The organism is Dietzia psychralcaliphila, from assembly GCF_003096095.1.
Lineage (GTDB): Bacteria > Actinomycetota > Actinomycetes > Mycobacteriales > Mycobacteriaceae > Dietzia > Dietzia psychralcaliphila.
On sequence record NZ_CP015453.1, the window covers coordinates 3,547,692 to 3,562,706 of the forward strand.

Genomic DNA, 15,015 nt, shown 5'->3' on the forward strand with positions numbered 1-15,015 from the left:
GAGGGAGTTCGGCGAGACCCTCCGCGGACGGCGCTCCACAGATCTGACACGGGCCGGCCGACCGGGTGGTCCCGGTCGGCCGCCCCCGACGTTCGATCCGACCGACCTCAGCCCACGCTGCCCAGCGCGGCGCCCACGAGCGCGGCCGGGTCGGTCGGCCACCACTGGCCGTAGTCGAGCGCGTAGACGCGGTTGAGGTCCGAGACGACACCTCCGACCGTCACCTGCTGGCGGATCGGGAGCTGATGAATGGTGGCGCTCGGGTTGAGGCGTCCGCCGGAGCCCCAGTCGTGCTGCCAGAAGTACTGACCCAGGCCTCGCTGCCGACACCAGTCGATGGTCGGCGCGTTGGCGTAGACGCCGAGCTTCATCCCCGCGCCGTGCAGGTGGTGGCGGAAGCGCTCGAGGTACGGGGCGATCAGGTTGTCGAACTCCCAGCGGGTGGGGTTGTCGTCGATCGCGGCGTACATCGGCACCCCACGAGGACCGCCTGCGGCGAAGTGGATACCGATGCCGATCCTGGAGTGGTGGTCACCTCCCGCCGCACCCGCGCGCCAGTCGGCGGTGGTGTCCCTGCCGAACTGGTAGCAGGAGACCATGTTGAGGCCGTGCGCACGGAAGTCGTCGACCTCGCGCCGGAGCAGCGGCTTGCCGGTCATCCACTCCGCGCCGGGACGGCGGTTCGAGCAGTACCGCACCGCGCCCATGTGGCCGGCCGCTCGGACCGACGCCGCCGACGGCGGGCCCGACGCGTAATCGAGCAGCGTGCCGATCGGGATTCCTGCACCCGCGCCGGGGAGGGCGCCGAGAGGTGCGGGGATGGACGACTGGGCACTGACCGCGGGCGTGAGGCCCGCAGCGAGTGCGCCGGCTCCGGCCGCACCGAGGCCGGCGCGACGGAGGAAGGAACGGCGGTCGAACGTCATGAGGGAACTCCGAGATCTCGGTCGAAGACGAAAGGCGGGTGTGACGCGTGGGACCTCACCGCCTCAGGCGAGTGTGTCACAAGAACATCGCGGCGTCTCCCCTGGCGTTATCACACGGGTGTCGAACCGCGGCGCAGGCGCGACTGGTTGACTGTTCACCATGAATCGCACGCCCAGATGGTCCGCCTCCGACGTCACCGACCAGACGGGACGCACCTTCGTGGTGACCGGGGCCAACGCGGGGATCGGCCTGGCCACCACACGCGCGCTCGTGGCCAGGGGCGCCCAGGTGGTCATGGCCTGCAGGAACCTCGAGAAGGCCGAGGCCGCGCGAGCCACCCTGCCGGCCGCGACTCGTGACCTGGCGCTGGCCCGCCGGCTGGACCTGGCAGACCTCGACTCGGTGGACGAGTTCGTCGCCGGGACGGGAGATCGGGTGGATGTCCTGATCAACAACGCCGGCGTCATGAACCTCCCGCCGTCCCGGACCGCCCAGGGCCACGAGATGCAGTTCGGCGTCAACGCGCTCGGTCACCACGCACTCACCCAGGGATTGTTGCCGAGGTTGACCGACCGTGTGGTCTGGCTTGGTTCGTTGGCGCATCTGCGAGGCCGTGTCGACACCGACGATCTGAGCATGGACCTGCGCGGATACCGCCCGATGGCGGCCTACGCCAACTCCAAGTTGGCCTGCATCATGCTCGCCTACGAGTGGAACCGCCGGCTCGGGCGCGACGGCCGGGGGATCCGGTCGATGGCCGCTCACCCCGGTTACACCACCACCGAGCTCATCCGGCAGAGCGGCCGCCCCACCGCCGACCGGTTCTTCGAGCTGGGAAACTCGATCTCGTGGGCCGGGCTGACGCCGGAGATGGGCGCACTATCGGTGCTCTACGCCGCGACCGTGCCGGACCTGCCCGGCGCGACGTTCGTGGGCCCCGATCGACTCGGCGGGCTGAAGGGGCATCCGAAGATCGCCAGGTCGAGCGCCAGTTCTCGTGACGCGCGGGTGGGCGCCGCCCTCTTTGAACGCTGCACCGAGATGGTGGCGTTCCGGTAGTCCGCACCCCGTTCCACGACGACGAGGGGTGCATCCACCCGGCGCCGCCCGTGCCGGGTCCGCGGCGAGGCGGGTCAGGCGAGCCCGGACGCCGCCAGGCCCTTGCGGAGCTTGTCCTGGTGCTCCGGCGGACCCTGGAGCAGGGGCATGCGCAGTTGGTCGGAACCGAGCAGTCCCTGCATCTTGAGAGCGGCCTTGACCTGGATGGCGCCCTGTGAGGTGTGCATGATCGCGTCGATTGCGGGAATGAGGCGGGTGTGGATCTCGCGGGCGCGGGGGAGATCGCCGGCGTCGACGGCGTCGATCATCGCCCGGTAGTCGTCGCCGGCCACGTGTCCGACCACCGAGACGATCCCGGTGGCGCCCAGGGCGAGGAACGCGAGGTTGAGCACGTCGTCGCCCGAGAACCACAGCAGGTCGGTCTCGGCCATGAGTCGGCTGGCCTCGAACAGGTCGCCCTTGGCGTCCTTGACCGCGCGGAGGCCGGGGATCTCGGCCAGCCGCCGGATCGTGTCCGTGGCCAGGGCGGTGCCGGTTCGTCCCGGGATGTCGTAGGCCATGACGGGCCGATCGGCGGCCTCGGCGATCATCCGGAAGTGCTCGACGATCCCGTGCTGTGTGGGTTTGTTGTAGTACGGCGTCACCACCAGGAGGGTGTCGGCGCCCCGCTTCACCATCTCCGTGGCCGCGCGGATCGAGTGCTCCGTGTCATTGGTGCCGCAACCGGCCATCACCGCCACGCGGTCACCGACGGCCTCGACCACCGCACCCACGGCGTCGTAGTCCTCGTCGTCGGTGGTCGTGGCGGACTCACCGGTGGTGCCGTTGACCAGCAGACCGTCGTGGCCGTGGTCCGCGAGATGGACGGCGAGTCGCTGCAGCCCGTCGAAGTCGATTGAGCCGTCGTCGTGCATTGGGGTCACCATCGCGGTGATGACCCGACCGAAGGGATTGTCCGACATGGGCACCAGGATAGGCGGTCCCGCCGGATCGTTGTTCCGGTGCCGCCACCGGCCTCTCCGACGGAGTCGTCCGGAGGCACGTGCGGTCCGTCGCGGTTAGGGTCGTCACCACCCCACACGCACGACCCAGGAGGACCACATGAACTCGGAGACACCCCCGGAGACCCCAGAGGACCTGGGCAACACCATCGACGGAACGCGTGTCGGTGACGGAAGTGCGACGGATCCGGCATCCGGGCAGGGAGAGACCGGAATCGACCCGGACGCCCCGGGCAGCGGTGGACACAGTGACGGACAGAGCGTCGGCCACGGTGACGGCAGCGCGACGACGGGAACGCGCGACCTGGAGGAGCAGAAGCGGATCTACCAGACCCCGGAACAGCCGGACCACGCGCTCGGCGGGAGCGAGGGCACCGCCGACGGCATGTAGTCCGTCAACTCCCTGGCGCCCCGGTCCGAGGGGAGGTTCAGCGAACCTTGTCCGGGTTGGTGTTCAGGAAGCGGCCCAGGGTGTTGTCGACCACGATGTGAGCCACCTCGTTGGTCGTGGCCATACCCACGCGCAGCGTGGTGGCCAGAGCGTTCTGCAGCATGGAAACCTCCCGGCGAGTGATGTGACTCCCGTCACTGACAGCTGTCACCCTACGCCCCGGAACGGGGAAACGTCGCCGTATCAGCGAAAAACCTGGACGGCCGTTCTGGACGGGCGATCCGGCCGGGCCGATCCGGCCGGGCCGATCCTCACGATGCTATTGTTGTTACATCAACTAGCCGAGGGGGTCGTCGTGCCCGATCCAGGGGTCAGGATCCGTCGCTCTGCCACGCGATCCCACACCGGAGGCGGCTGGTTGGACTCCCGTCACTCGTTCTCCTTCGCCCGCCACCAGGATCCGATGAACACACACTTCGGACGACTGCTGGTGAACAACGACGACAGGATCGCTCCGGGTTCCGGCTTCGACACCCATGGTCACCGGGACATGGAGATCGTCACCTGGGTGCTGTCCGGCTCGCTCGTCCACCAGGATTCCGAGGGCCACAACGGGATCATCTACCCCGGTCTCGCCCAGCGGATGAGCGCGGGGTCCGGGATCCTGCACTCCGAGCGCAACGACGACTGGCGCGACGGGTCGATCCTGCGCCCCGTCGGCGGGGCCGAACCGGTGCACCTGGTGCAGATGTGGGTCGTCCCCGACTCCACTGGCGGGGATCCGGGATACGAACAGTCCGAGATCGACCCCGGTGAGCTGGAGAACCACCTCGCCGTCGTCGCGAGTGGCCTACCCTCCCACGCCGACCGGGCCGCGATCCGGATTCGCAACCGCTCCTCCGCACTGCTCGCGGCGCGAGTGCAGCCCGGTCGAACCGTCCAACTCCCCGACGCGCCGTACCTCCACCTCTATGTGCCCGTGGGTTCGGTCGATCTCGAGGGCGAGGGCGTACTGGCCACCGGTGACGCCGCGCGGCTCACCGCCACGGGTGGGCGCCGGGTCACCGCCGGCGTGGACGGCGCCGAGATCCTCGTGTGGGAGATGCACGCGGGGATGACGATGCTCGAGGTGAGAGGGCACTGACTGCGAGAGGACGCTGACTGCGAGAGGGCACTGATGGCAGACGGGCGCTGAAGGCAGACGGGCGCTGACGGCGACAGGGCCCTGTCGGCGGGAACGCCCCGGCCGACGTCAGTCGACCGTGGCGTTCCCGGTCGACGTCAGTCGGAATCGGAGGTCCGGAGCGGATTCGGCGCTCCGTCGTCCTCCTCCTCTGACGGGATGCGGTGCAGCGGGCCGATCGGCTCGGGCGAGGGTGTGGTCTCGTTCTTCTCGAACTCCTCGGGCGAATAGGCACGATCCCACTGCCTGGTCACCGTGGGCGGGCGTTCGCCGAGGTCGGCGGAGATGCCCTTGACGAGGCTGTACATCATCACGAAGCCCATGACGAAGAACGGCAGCCCGATGACGGTGATGACCTCCTGCAGGGCGGTGAGCCCACCCGTGCCGGTCCCTGCGAGCAGCGTCGCCGCGACGGCACCCATGAGGACGCCCCAGATGATGCGCTGGTGGATGGGCGAGGGGGAGACGGTGTCGTCCTCGCCCGAGGCCATCATGTCCACGACCATCGCGGCCGAGTCGACCGAGGTGGTGAAGAAGATGACGACGATCAGCACCGCGATCCCGGAGACGAGGGTCGCGAGCGGGTAGTTGGACAGGAACGCGAACAGCGCGCCCGGGATGTCGCCGTCGTCGACCACCGCTTCCACGAGCCCGCCGGGGCCGTTGAGCTCGATGTCGAAGGACGCCATGCCGAAGACGCCGAACCAAATGATGGAGAAGGCCACCGGGAGGACGAGTACACCGAAGACGAACTGGCGGATCGTCCGGCCGCGACTGATGCGGGCGATGAAGATCCCGACGAACGGCGACCACGTGATGGTCCATGCCCAGTAGAAGACGGTCCATGTGTTCTGCCACGTCGCGAGGTCGTCGCTCGCGGGGAAGACGTTGTTCCAGAACGCCAGCTCCGGCAGTGTCGAGGCATAGACCCCGAAGGTCTCCACAGTCCCCTTGAGCAGGAACAGGGTGGGGCCGGTGACGACGATGAAGACGAGCAGCGCGATGGCCAGGGTGATGTTGATCGTGGACAGTCGCTTGATGCCCTTGTCCAGGCCGGCCGCCACCGAGATGCAGGCGATGGTGGTGACCACCACGATGACGGCCACCTGAACCAGCGGCGACACCGCGATCCCGAAGAGCTCGTTGAGTCCGGCGTTGATCTGGAGCGTGCCGAGACCGACGGAGGTGGCCACACCGAAGATCGTTCCCACCAGAGCGACGATGTCGATGGTCTTGCCGATGGGTCCGTAGACGCGGTTGCCCAGGACCGGTGCGAAGATCGAACTCACACGCGGGGGCATCTTGCGCTTGTAGATGAAGTAGGCGAAGGCCAGGGCCGGCAGCGCGAAGATGGTCCAGGTGTGCAGACCGAAGTGGTACAGGGTGAAGGCCATGGCCTCCTGCGCGGCCTCCGTGCTCCCGGCTTCCACCCCTCCGCGCGGAGGGGTGGCGAAGTGCGAGATCGGCTCGGCCACACCCCAGAACATGAGGATGGTGCCGATCCCCGCCGCGAAAAGCATGCCGAACCAGGCCGCGGTGGAGTGTTCGGGCTCCTCACCGTCGGCGCCGAGCCGGACGTGACCGAACCGGCTCATCGCGATCCACAGCAGGAAGAGCAGGAAGATCGACACCCCGGAGATGTAGAACCACCCGAGGTTGGTCATGATCCACCCCGAGGCCGCGCCGAAGAGGCTGCCGACCTGGTCTCCGGCGACAAAGGTGATGATGACGAACGCCAGCACGATGCCGACTGTCGCCAGGAACACCCCCGGGTCCGTTCTGAGCTTGAGTGCGCGCGTGATCCGTTCGGACATGGTCTCCCTCGTCTGTTCGGCAGTACTGCGGGCCGGGACTGTCCCCGGGGGGCGGAGTTTCAGTACGCGAAGTTGTGTACCACGAACACCTTGCCACCCGCGGAGAAGGCGATCCCCATACCCGCCGAACGGTACCCGGGGTCGATCAGGTTGTCGTTGTGGCCGGGCGAGTTCTTCCACAGGTCAACCAGGCACACCGGCCCGCAGTGAGTACCGGCGGCAACGATGTTCTCCCCGTGGCCGCGGTTCAGCAGGGCCTGGTTGTGGTAGACGGCGTCCTGGGCGGCGAGCCGGTCGGCCCACAACTGAGCCTCGCGGTCCAGAGTCTGGTTGGGGGCCAGCGCGCCGAGCCCCCTGGACACCCGGTAGGAGTCGATCTCCCGGACGATGCCCTCGCGCAGCCCGCCTGAGACGTCCTGGTAGATCATCCCGGTCGATCCGACCGCGGCCCACACCTCGGCGGGCACCGCGGCACGGGCCTGGGAGACCAGTCCGTCCACCACGTGCTGCGGGATGAGCGGCGGCAGAGCCTGGGCGGAGGCCGTCGCGGCTCCGCCACCGATCAGAGTGGCGGAGGTGACGGCGATGGTCGCGAGTGACGCGGTGAGCCTGGAGCGCATGGAGGTGATCATGCCGTCCCGGCGAGCCTGAAGCGAACCGATTGGCGGATGAGGTATTCGCAGTGCGTGACGCCCGTGACCTGCGTATATCAGTGTTACTAATGGTGCCCGAGTGACCTCGGCACGAGGAACAGTCCCGCCCCCGGCAACACCTCGACGTTCACCGGGAGCGGCGCCACGGCGTCGCCGTCCGCGAAGGCCTCCACGTCCTGCGCCTCGATCCGGACCGCCCTGCACCGACGCGTGGTCACCCCTCGGAGCCCCACGTGCGTACCGGAGTAGATCCTGCGGAAATGCCACGCCAGACGAAGTCTGGAGATCCTGCCGACGTAGCAGACGTCGAATAACCCGTCGGACCGGTCGGCGTCGGGGGCGATCATCATGTCGCCGCCATAACTCCGGGTGATGGCGAACGCGCTGAGCAGGACCTCTGCCTCCACCGTCTCCTCCCCAGCCTCGCCGGGGTCGAAGGTCATGCGGAACCGACGGGGCCGGTATGTCGGGAACTCGATGATCGAGGCCAGGACATAGCGCAGTGGCCCGCCGAGGATCGTCATCTCGTTGACGCGCCGGTTGACCGCCGAATCGAGCCCTGCGCACAGGACGGAGGCGAAGACGTGCGGGGCGCCGCCGTCCGGGGTGGCCCGGCCCAGGTCCACCTGCTCGACGCGGCCGCCGGCGACGACGTCCGCGGCCGCCTCGGGGCTGTCCAGCGGGACGCCGTACTCGCGGGCCAGATCGTTTCCCGTGCCCGCCGGGATGATGCCGATCGGGACGCCCGTGAACGCCTGCGCCTGCACGGCCAACGAGACCATCCCGTCCCCGCCGCACACGGCGAGCGCGTCCACACCGCCGGCGATCGCCTGCCGGGCCAGGTCGAGGGACTCCTCCGCACTGGAACCCCTCAGGGAGTCGACCTCCAGCCCGTGGGACCTCAGCCTCTCCGCAGCCCTGTGGGCGACACGGTCACCACGCCCACCGCCGGCGACCGGGTTGGTGAGCAGGGCGACCGTGCGGATCCGACGATCGGACAGCCGCGCGGTCACGGGATCAACGTCCCCGGGTTGCACACGCCCTTCGGGTCCACGGCCTGTTTGACCGCGCGCAGCATCCGCACGCCCACCTCGCCGATCTCGGCCTCGAGGTAGGGCCTGTGGTCCACCCCGACCGCGTGATGGTGGGTGATGGTCCCCCCGGTGGCCACGATCGCCTCGGTCGCCGCCCGCTTGGCGTCGGTCCACTGCGCGACGGGGTCCTCGCCCCGCTGACCCGCCACCACCGTGAAGTAGAGCGACGCGCCGGTGGGATAGACGTGACTGATATGGCACATGACCAGTGCGGGCGTGCCACTGGCCTCGAGCGAGGTGGTCAGCGCCCCGGCGACGGCGTCCCGCAGCGCGGTCAGGTTCGACCAGTCGGTCGCGGTCTCCAGGGTCTCGACGAGCGCGCCGTTGTCGAGCAACGAGTCACGCAGGACGGGCGCGCCGAAGCGGCCGTGTTCCCACGCCTCGGCCGGGCCGGCACCCAGCGAGATGCCGCCGTGGGCCAGGAGCACCGCGCGGGTCTCGGCGTGTCGCGACCCGGCGTGCTCGGGCGTGCCCTCGAACAGCGTCAGGCACAGGCAGCCGCCGGCCTCACCGCCCGCACTGTCTCCACTGCCGCCACTGCCGCCGTCGCCGCCCGCACCCTCTGCGCCCACACCCTCCGCACCCACGCCCTCGGCCCGCTCCCCGATCGCCTCGGTGGCGGTGGCCAGGTTGACGGCCGTCTCCGCCTCATCCGACAACCGGATGACCGTGGGGCCCGCCCCCTGCTGCTCGACCGCGCGGAGTGCAGCGGCCCCGGTGGCGAAGTCGGGGAAGCGGAACGCCTCGTGTCGGACCGTCTCGGGCACCGGATGAATCCGCAGCCGCACCCGGGTGCACACCCCGAAGGCGCCCTCGGAACCCATCAGCCACTGCCGCAGGTCCGGTCCGGCGGCCGACGCGGGGGCCCGGCCGGCCTCGATCACGCCGACCGGGGTCACCACGGTCAACCCGCGGACCATCTCGTCAAAGCGCCCGTACCCGGCGGAGGCCTGTCCGGACGAACGGGTCATCGCGTAACCGCCCACGGTCGCGTACGGGAAGGACTGCGGGAAGTGCCCCAGCGAGAACCCGTGCTCGGCCAGCAGTTCCTCTGCCCGGGGGCCGGACAAGCCCGCCCCGAGGACCGCCTCGCCCGATTCGGGATCGATCGATTCGAGAGCGTCGAAGTGCACGAGGTCCACCGAGATCACGGCCCGGTGGCCGCCGGCGTCAGGAGTGAGGCCACCCACCACGGACGTGCCGCCACCGAACGGGACCATCGCGACCCCCTCGCGTCCGCACCAGTCCAGCAGGGCCGCCACTTCGTCGTCGTCCCGTGGTGCGACCACCGCGTCAGGGCAGTCCACCTGGGGCCTCAGCCGCCAGGACAGCAGATCGGGCGTCGACTTCCCCCTGGCGCGGAGCAGGCGCTGGGCGTCTGCGGTGGAGACGTTGCCCTCCCCCACGACGGCTGCGAGGGCCGACAGATCGGGACCGGTCAGGCGGGACGGGGAGGCCGTCACGGCGCCGGGATCGAAGTGCAGGCCGCTCTCGGCGGTCACCCCGAGCACGTCGCGCAGCAGGCCGCGGATGCCCTCACCCAGGTCCCTCGCCTCGGCCTCGGTGCCCCACCGGGACAGGGCCATGGGAGGCATCGGAAGGTTGTCAGCGGAGTTCATGTCGCTCATACTGGAACAGTAAACAGCAATCTGTTCCGTTTTCGACGATCTCCGCCCCGACGGGCACCGAACCCGCGAGAGATCGCCACAGGGCGCCGCGCGCCAGTCAGGAGCTCCGGTGACCTCGTCCGCCCCGGCACTGTCGACCGACCGCACCGCGGGCACCCGCGACCGCGCGCTCAAGGCCGCCCACACCTCGATACTCGAGATCGGGGCCACCCGCACCACGATGGTCGAGGTCGCCCGCCGATCCGGGGTAGGACGGACCACTCTCTACCGCCACTGGCCGGACATCACGGCGCTCTTCGCCGACCTGCTCACCCGCGAGCTCACCGCAGTCGTCGAGCGGGTCGACCCGGCGCTCCCCGACTCGGCTCTCCGCAACTCGGCGCTCCACGCCTCAGCGCTCCCCGACTCGGCGCCCGGCGACGCGGACGAGCTCGTGGAGCTGCTGTGCACCTTCGCGGACGAGGTGCGCGCCGATCCGCTGCTGGACGCGTTCCGGCGGCACGAGTCCGACATGCTCTCCGAGTACGTCTTCCACCGTCTCGGCACCTCACAGCGCCGGCTCATCGACGTCCTCCGCGGACTGCTCGCGCAGGCGATCGCGACCGATCCCAGGCTGGCGGGGCGCGACGCCGACCGGACCGCGACCATGCTCTTCCTCGCCGTCCAGGGGCTGGTCCTGTCCGCTCCGCTCGCCGACCCGCCGCTCGACCCGGCCACCTGGCGGACCGAACTGCACCTACTCATCAAGGGGTACCTCGGCCTATGACCGGTCACACCGCGCATGGCACCACTGCGCCCGCCACCACCGCGTTCGACAACAGCGCGTCCGCCAACAGTGCGTCCGCCAACAGCGTGTCCGTCCCCACCACCGCACTGTCCGCCGCCCGCCGGGCCGGCGAGCTCGCCGAACTGCGGGACCGCGACACCCCCGTAGATCTGGTCGTGATCGGCGGGGGCATCACCGGCGCCGGGATCGCGCTCGACGCCGCCTCCCGCGGGCTCGAGACCGTGCTTCTCGAGGCCCACGACCTGGCGTTCGGCACCAGCCGGTGGTCCTCCAAGCTCGCCCACGGCGGCCTGCGCTATCTGGCCACCGGCAACATCGGCATCGCGCGCCGCTCGGCCGTCGAGCGCGGGATCATGCTCGAACGCACCGCCCCCCATCTCGTGCGCCCGCTCGCCCAGGTCGTTCCGGTGTTCCGTGACACCCCCCCGCTGGGCGCGGTGCTCCCGGGGCTGGGGTTCCTCGCCGGCACCGTGCTGTCCCGCCTCGCCGGCACGCGGGCCGACAGGCTGCCCGGCGCGCGGATCCTGAGCGCGGGGAAGGTCGCACGGTACGTGCCCGGGGTCCGACGCCGCGGCCTGGAGTTCGGGCACCTCAACTGGGACTGCCAGCTGATCGACGACGCCCGCCTGGTCACCGCCGTGGCGCGGACAGCGGCCGGGCACGGCGCCCGCGTGATCACCCGGGCGCGCGTCCTGGAGGCCACCGGGACCCGGGTCACCGTCCGAGATGAATTCGGCGGAGGTGGCGGGGAGAGTAGTGACGACGACGAGTTCACGATCTCCGCGCGGGCCGTCGTGAGCGCCACCGGCGTCTGGGCCGGCCAGACCACACCCGGGGTGCGCGTGCGCCCCTCACGCGGCACGCACCTGGTCGTCAGGGCGGCCGCGTTGGGCGATCCCGTGGGCGCCCTCACCGTGCCCGTCCCGGGCGAGACCAACCGGTTCTGCTTTGCCCTCCCCGCCGAGTTCGGTCGGCTGCACGTGGGCCTGACCGACGTGGACGCCCCCGGACCGGTCCCGGACGTGCCTGAGGCCACCGAGGACGAGATCGACTTCCTGCTCGACGTGGTCAACCGGGCACTCGAGACCGGGCTGACCCGCGAGGACGTCCTGGGAACCTTTGCCGGCCTGCGCCCGCTGGTCGACTCCGGGGACGGCAACACCGCCGACCTCTCACGCGAGCACGCGGTGCTCACCTCGGACAACGGCCTCATCACCATCACCGGCGGCAAGCTCACCGAGTACCGGCTCATGGCCGAGCAGGCGGTCGACCTCGTCGTGGGGCGGACAGGGGTCGCCGCCGGGCCGTGTCGCACCGCCGATCTGCCGCTGATCGGCGCCCCGGGACATCCCGAGGTCGCTCGACCCACTCCTGTTTCGGGTGGTGGTCGGTTGCCGGCGTCACTGGTGGCGCGCTACGGACAGGAGGCCGCGGCCGTGGTGTCCGAGAGTCTGCTGGACCGGCCACTGGAGAAGGTGGCGGACGGACTCGACGTGACCCGCGCCGAGTTCTCCTACGCCGTCACCCACGAGGGCGCACTGACCGTCGGCGACATACTGGACCGCCGCAGCCGGATCGGGTTGGTGCACACCGACCGCGCGGCCGCCGAGCCCACCGCCCGGGAGGCACTCGCCGCATCCCCCGGATCCGCCACTCCCCCACCGGATCCGCTACCGCTGTAGGAGTAGCGGATCACGCGAGAGGACAGCGGATCCCCCGGGGGGACCACGGGGCTCAGGCGAGGGGCCGGGGCGCCTGGAACTCGGCCTCGAAACGCTCGAAGGAGAACGTGGCCAGCGCGCGAGCCCGGTCGAGGCCGAGTTCACGCACGGCGTCGGCGATGCGGGCGATATGGGGATCGCCCTCGTCGGCCCCGGAGGCGATCGCCACGCGCGCGCCCCCCAGTGGCCGGAACCGACCGCCCGCGACCTTGGCGCCGGCGCGGACCAGGACCGGCTTTCCGTCGAGGACCTGGATGCAATTCATCCCCAGGGAGTGGCGACCGGGGAGCGGCACTCCCAGGCGGGTGTCGAGCTTCAGGTCGATTCCACCGGCCCCCGAGGACCCGACGGCTCCCAGGCGGGCGTCGTCGAGAGCTCCACCGGCCGTCCCGACCATGTCGCCCTTCCACTTGGGAAAGCCCCAGAGTTCGTTGCCCGCCGCGAGGGTGAAATCCTGGTCCACCGGCAACTCGTGGATGTGCTGCTGCACCCCGGCTCCCGGGACCTTGACCTGGAATGCCAGCCCGACCTCGTGGTATCCACCCAGGACGTTGCCCGGGACGTCGTGGTACCGCACGTGGATCATCGTCACCGGTGTGCGGCCGCCCGGGAGCGACACCGGCTCGGCCCCTGCGGAATCGAGGATCGCGGACTGGGGGCCGGCGGCGATGAGCCGCCGGGCGACGGCCGTCCGCGACAGGAACGCGGCGCCCGAGATCGAGGCGGAGACGACGGGGACCGGGAACGTGATCTGGCGGCCTGCGACAACACGGGTGGTGGGAGAACTCATGCCCCGACGTTAGTCGCTGCAGTAACAGGTTTCATCACCTTTCGGGGCTAACGTCCCGGGTTTGTGCGGGGATAGACCAGGTAGAGACGGGCACTCGGTCCGCCCACGCGGCACCGACCGCGACGATGTCCACCCGGAGGCACACCATGGTGAAGGCATTCGCTGACTTCCTCGCACAGTTCGACTTCACCGTAGGCTCGTCCGCTGCGATCAACGGATTCATCTCCGGCTCCAACGCCGCGCTCGAGCAGTCCTTCGGATTCGACAGCTCGATCGGCCGACTCGCGGTGAGCAGCATCGGCTGGGTCGGCCCGGGCGAGCCCGTCACCTGATCCGGGTCCCCCGGCACCGGAGAACCCCCGGTCATCCTCTCGGGTGGTCGGGGTCCCTCGTGCGTCAGGTGGGTTCCGACAGATCCTCGGTCGGCAGGCCCGCCACCTGCGCACCCGACTTGCCCTTGTACCGCGGCCGCAGCAGGTTGGCCGGGGACAGGATGTCGTCGACCTCCTCCGCCGAGAGCAGGCCCATCTCCAGCACCACCTCGCGCACGCCACGACCCGAGCGCGCGCACTCACGACCCACCAGGTCACCGTTGTGGTGCCCGATGACCGGGTTGAGGTAGGTGACGATGCCGATCGAGTCCATGACGTTGCGGCGCGCCACCTCCACATTGGCGGTGATGCCCCGGACACACTTCTCGGTGAGGGTCTCGATCGCGGACGTGAGCAACGAGATCGACTCGAACATCGCCTGGGCGATCACGGGCTCCATCACGTTGAGCTGCAGCTGGCCCGCCTCCGCCGCCATCGTCACCGTGACGTCGTTGCCGATCACCTTGAAGCAGACCTGGTTGACCACCTCGGGGATCACCGGGTTCACCTTGGCCGGCATGATCGACGACCCCGCCTGGAGCTCCGGGAGGTTGATCTCGTTGAATCCCGCGCGCGGGCCGGAGGAGAGCAGACGCAGGTCGTTGCAGATCTTGGACACCTTGGACGCCGTCCGCTTGAGAGCGGCGTGGACGTTGACGTAGTCACCGGTGTCGCTGGTCGCCTCGATGAGGTTCATGGCCCCGGTGACCGGCAGACCGGTCACCGCACGCAGGTGGTCGACCACCGCGCGGCGGTAGTCGGGCGGCGTGTTGACCCCGGTGCCGATGGCCGTGGCGCCGAGATTCACGTCGAGCAGCATCCGGGCCGCCGCGCCGAGCACGTGGAGCTCCTCGTCGAGGGTCACCGCGAATCCACCGAACTCCTGGCCCATGGACATGGGGACGGCGTCCTGCAACTGCGTCCGGCCCATCTTGAGGACCTCGCGGAACTCCTCCGACTTGTCGTAGCAGGCCTCCCGCAACGCGACGATCGCCGGCTCGAGCCGCTCGAGCGAGTGCCACAGGGCGATCCGGAAACCGGTCGGGTAGGCGTCGTTGGTGGACTGCGAACGGTTGACGTCGTCGTTCGGACTGATGACGTCGTAGGCGCCCTTGGGGTGGCCGGTCCGCTCCAGCGCGAGGTTGGCCACCACCTCGTTGGTGTTCATGTTGACCGAGGTGCCGGCCCCGCCCTGGTAGACGCACGAGGGGAACTGGTCCATGCAGCGGCCGTCCCGCAGGATCTCGTCGCACGCGCCGACGATGGCCTCCGCCACGTCCGGGTCCAGGACTCCCATCTCGAGGTTCGCCAGCGCGGCGGCCTTCTTGACCATGACCATCCCGCGGACGAAGTCCGGGATGTCGCTGATGGTCTTCGAATCGATGGGGAAGTTCTCGACGGCCCGCACGGTGTGGATCCCGAAGTAGGCGTCAGCCGGGACCTCTTTCTCACCGAGCAGGTCTCTTTCCACACGGGTGTTGGTCATTCGTCCTCCGCTGGTCGGGTCGGCACGATCCACAGTAGACACGGCTCACGGTAACCGCGTGGGGTCACGGTTCGCGGGGATCCCCCGCGGCCGCGACACCTTGCCTAGGG

15 protein-coding genes are annotated in these 15,015 nt (G+C 69.8%); 6 read left to right on the forward strand and 9 right to left on the reverse strand.

All coding sequences use genetic code 11. The features are described from left to right. Positions 1–107: 107 nt before the first annotated feature. The gene (locus A6048_RS16420) at positions 108–926 is read right to left on the reverse strand and encodes a DUF1906 domain-containing protein (RefSeq protein WP_107746902.1); all 819 of its coding nucleotides are present in this window, start codon (positions 924–926) and stop codon (positions 108–110) included. 160 nt (positions 927–1,086) lie between these two features. On the opposite strand from A6048_RS16420, the gene A6048_RS16425 reads away from it, so the two are divergent. Continuing rightward, positions 1,087–1,986, forward strand: coding sequence for an SDR family NAD(P)-dependent oxidoreductase (locus A6048_RS16425; protein WP_107746903.1), 900 nt, complete (start codon positions 1,087–1,089; stop codon positions 1,984–1,986). 74 nt (positions 1,987–2,060) lie between these two features. Here A6048_RS16425 and dapA read toward each other — a convergent pair whose 3' ends face one another. Beyond that, a complete protein-coding gene (gene dapA, locus A6048_RS16430; protein ID WP_107746904.1) occupies positions 2,061–2,948 on the reverse strand; it encodes a 4-hydroxy-tetrahydrodipicolinate synthase in 888 nt (295 codons plus the stop codon). 139 nt (positions 2,949–3,087) lie between these two features. Here dapA and A6048_RS16435 point away from each other — a divergent pair, with 139 nt between their 5' ends. After that, positions 3,088–3,378, forward strand: a complete 291-nt coding sequence (locus tag A6048_RS16435) for a hypothetical protein (protein ID WP_107746905.1) — start codon at positions 3,088–3,090, stop codon at positions 3,376–3,378. Positions 3,379–3,415: 37 nt separating this feature from the next. On the opposite strand, the gene A6048_RS18840 is transcribed toward A6048_RS16435, so the two are convergent. Beyond that, positions 3,416–3,541 carry a hypothetical protein gene (locus A6048_RS18840; RefSeq protein WP_268817328.1) on the reverse strand — a complete coding sequence of 42 codons (126 nt, stop codon included), beginning with the start codon at positions 3,539–3,541 and terminating at the stop codon, positions 3,416–3,418. Positions 3,542–3,694: 153 nt separating this feature from the next. On the opposite strand from A6048_RS18840, the gene A6048_RS16440 reads away from it, so the two are divergent. Beyond that, on the forward strand, positions 3,695–4,522 hold the full coding sequence (locus tag A6048_RS16440; RefSeq protein WP_107746906.1) for a pirin family protein: 828 nt from the start codon (positions 3,695–3,697) through the stop codon (positions 4,520–4,522). Between the two features lie 137 nt (positions 4,523–4,659). On the opposite strand, the gene A6048_RS16445 is transcribed toward A6048_RS16440, so the two are convergent. The 4 genes from A6048_RS16445 to A6048_RS16460 form a co-directional block, all read right to left on the reverse strand. Beyond that, entirely contained in the window at positions 4,660–6,375 is a 1,716-nt protein-coding gene (locus A6048_RS16445; protein ID WP_107746907.1) for a BCCT family transporter, read from the reverse strand. Positions 6,376–6,434: 59 nt separating this feature from the next. Continuing rightward, positions 6,435–7,007, reverse strand: coding sequence for a CAP domain-containing protein (locus A6048_RS16450; protein WP_107746908.1), 573 nt, complete (start codon positions 7,005–7,007; stop codon positions 6,435–6,437). Positions 7,008–7,093: 86 nt separating this feature from the next. Further along, the gene (locus A6048_RS16455; protein WP_107746909.1) at positions 7,094–8,041 is read right to left on the reverse strand and encodes a diacylglycerol kinase; all 948 of its coding nucleotides are present in this window, start codon (positions 8,039–8,041) and stop codon (positions 7,094–7,096) included. Beyond that, positions 8,038–9,708 (reverse strand): FAD-binding oxidoreductase, encoded by a 1,671-nt coding sequence (locus tag A6048_RS16460; protein ID WP_107747242.1) that lies wholly within the window; start codon positions 9,706–9,708, stop codon positions 8,038–8,040. The genes A6048_RS16455 and A6048_RS16460 overlap by 4 nt, the downstream gene beginning before the upstream one ends. Positions 9,709–9,859: 151 nt before the next feature. Between A6048_RS16460 and A6048_RS16465 the strand changes: the two genes are divergently transcribed. Both A6048_RS16465 and A6048_RS16470 read left to right on the forward strand, forming a co-directional pair. Continuing rightward, positions 9,860–10,516, forward strand: a complete 657-nt coding sequence (locus A6048_RS16465; protein ID WP_107746910.1) for a TetR/AcrR family transcriptional regulator — start codon at positions 9,860–9,862, stop codon at positions 10,514–10,516. Then, complete coding sequence (locus tag A6048_RS16470) at positions 10,513–12,219, forward strand: glycerol-3-phosphate dehydrogenase/oxidase (protein ID WP_107746911.1); 1,707 nt, start codon at positions 10,513–10,515, stop codon at positions 12,217–12,219. The genes A6048_RS16465 and A6048_RS16470 overlap by 4 nt, the downstream gene beginning before the upstream one ends. Before the next feature lie 52 nt (positions 12,220–12,271). On the opposite strand, the gene A6048_RS16475 is transcribed toward A6048_RS16470, so the two are convergent. Next, a complete protein-coding gene (locus A6048_RS16475; RefSeq protein ID WP_107746912.1) occupies positions 12,272–13,048 on the reverse strand; it encodes an acetoacetate decarboxylase family protein in 777 nt (258 codons plus the stop codon). Positions 13,049–13,194: 146 nt separating this feature from the next. Here A6048_RS16475 and A6048_RS16480 point away from each other — a divergent pair, with 146 nt between their 5' ends. Next, positions 13,195–13,380 carry a hypothetical protein gene (locus tag A6048_RS16480; protein WP_108835180.1) on the forward strand — a complete coding sequence of 62 codons (186 nt, stop codon included), beginning with the start codon at positions 13,195–13,197 and terminating at the stop codon, positions 13,378–13,380. A 64-nt stretch (positions 13,381–13,444) separates the two neighbouring features. Here A6048_RS16480 and aspA read toward each other — a convergent pair whose 3' ends face one another. Further along, the gene (gene aspA / locus A6048_RS16485) at positions 13,445–14,905 is read right to left on the reverse strand and encodes an aspartate ammonia-lyase (RefSeq protein ID WP_107746914.1); all 1,461 of its coding nucleotides are present in this window, start codon (positions 14,903–14,905) and stop codon (positions 13,445–13,447) included. Positions 14,906–15,015 lie beyond the last annotated feature (110 nt).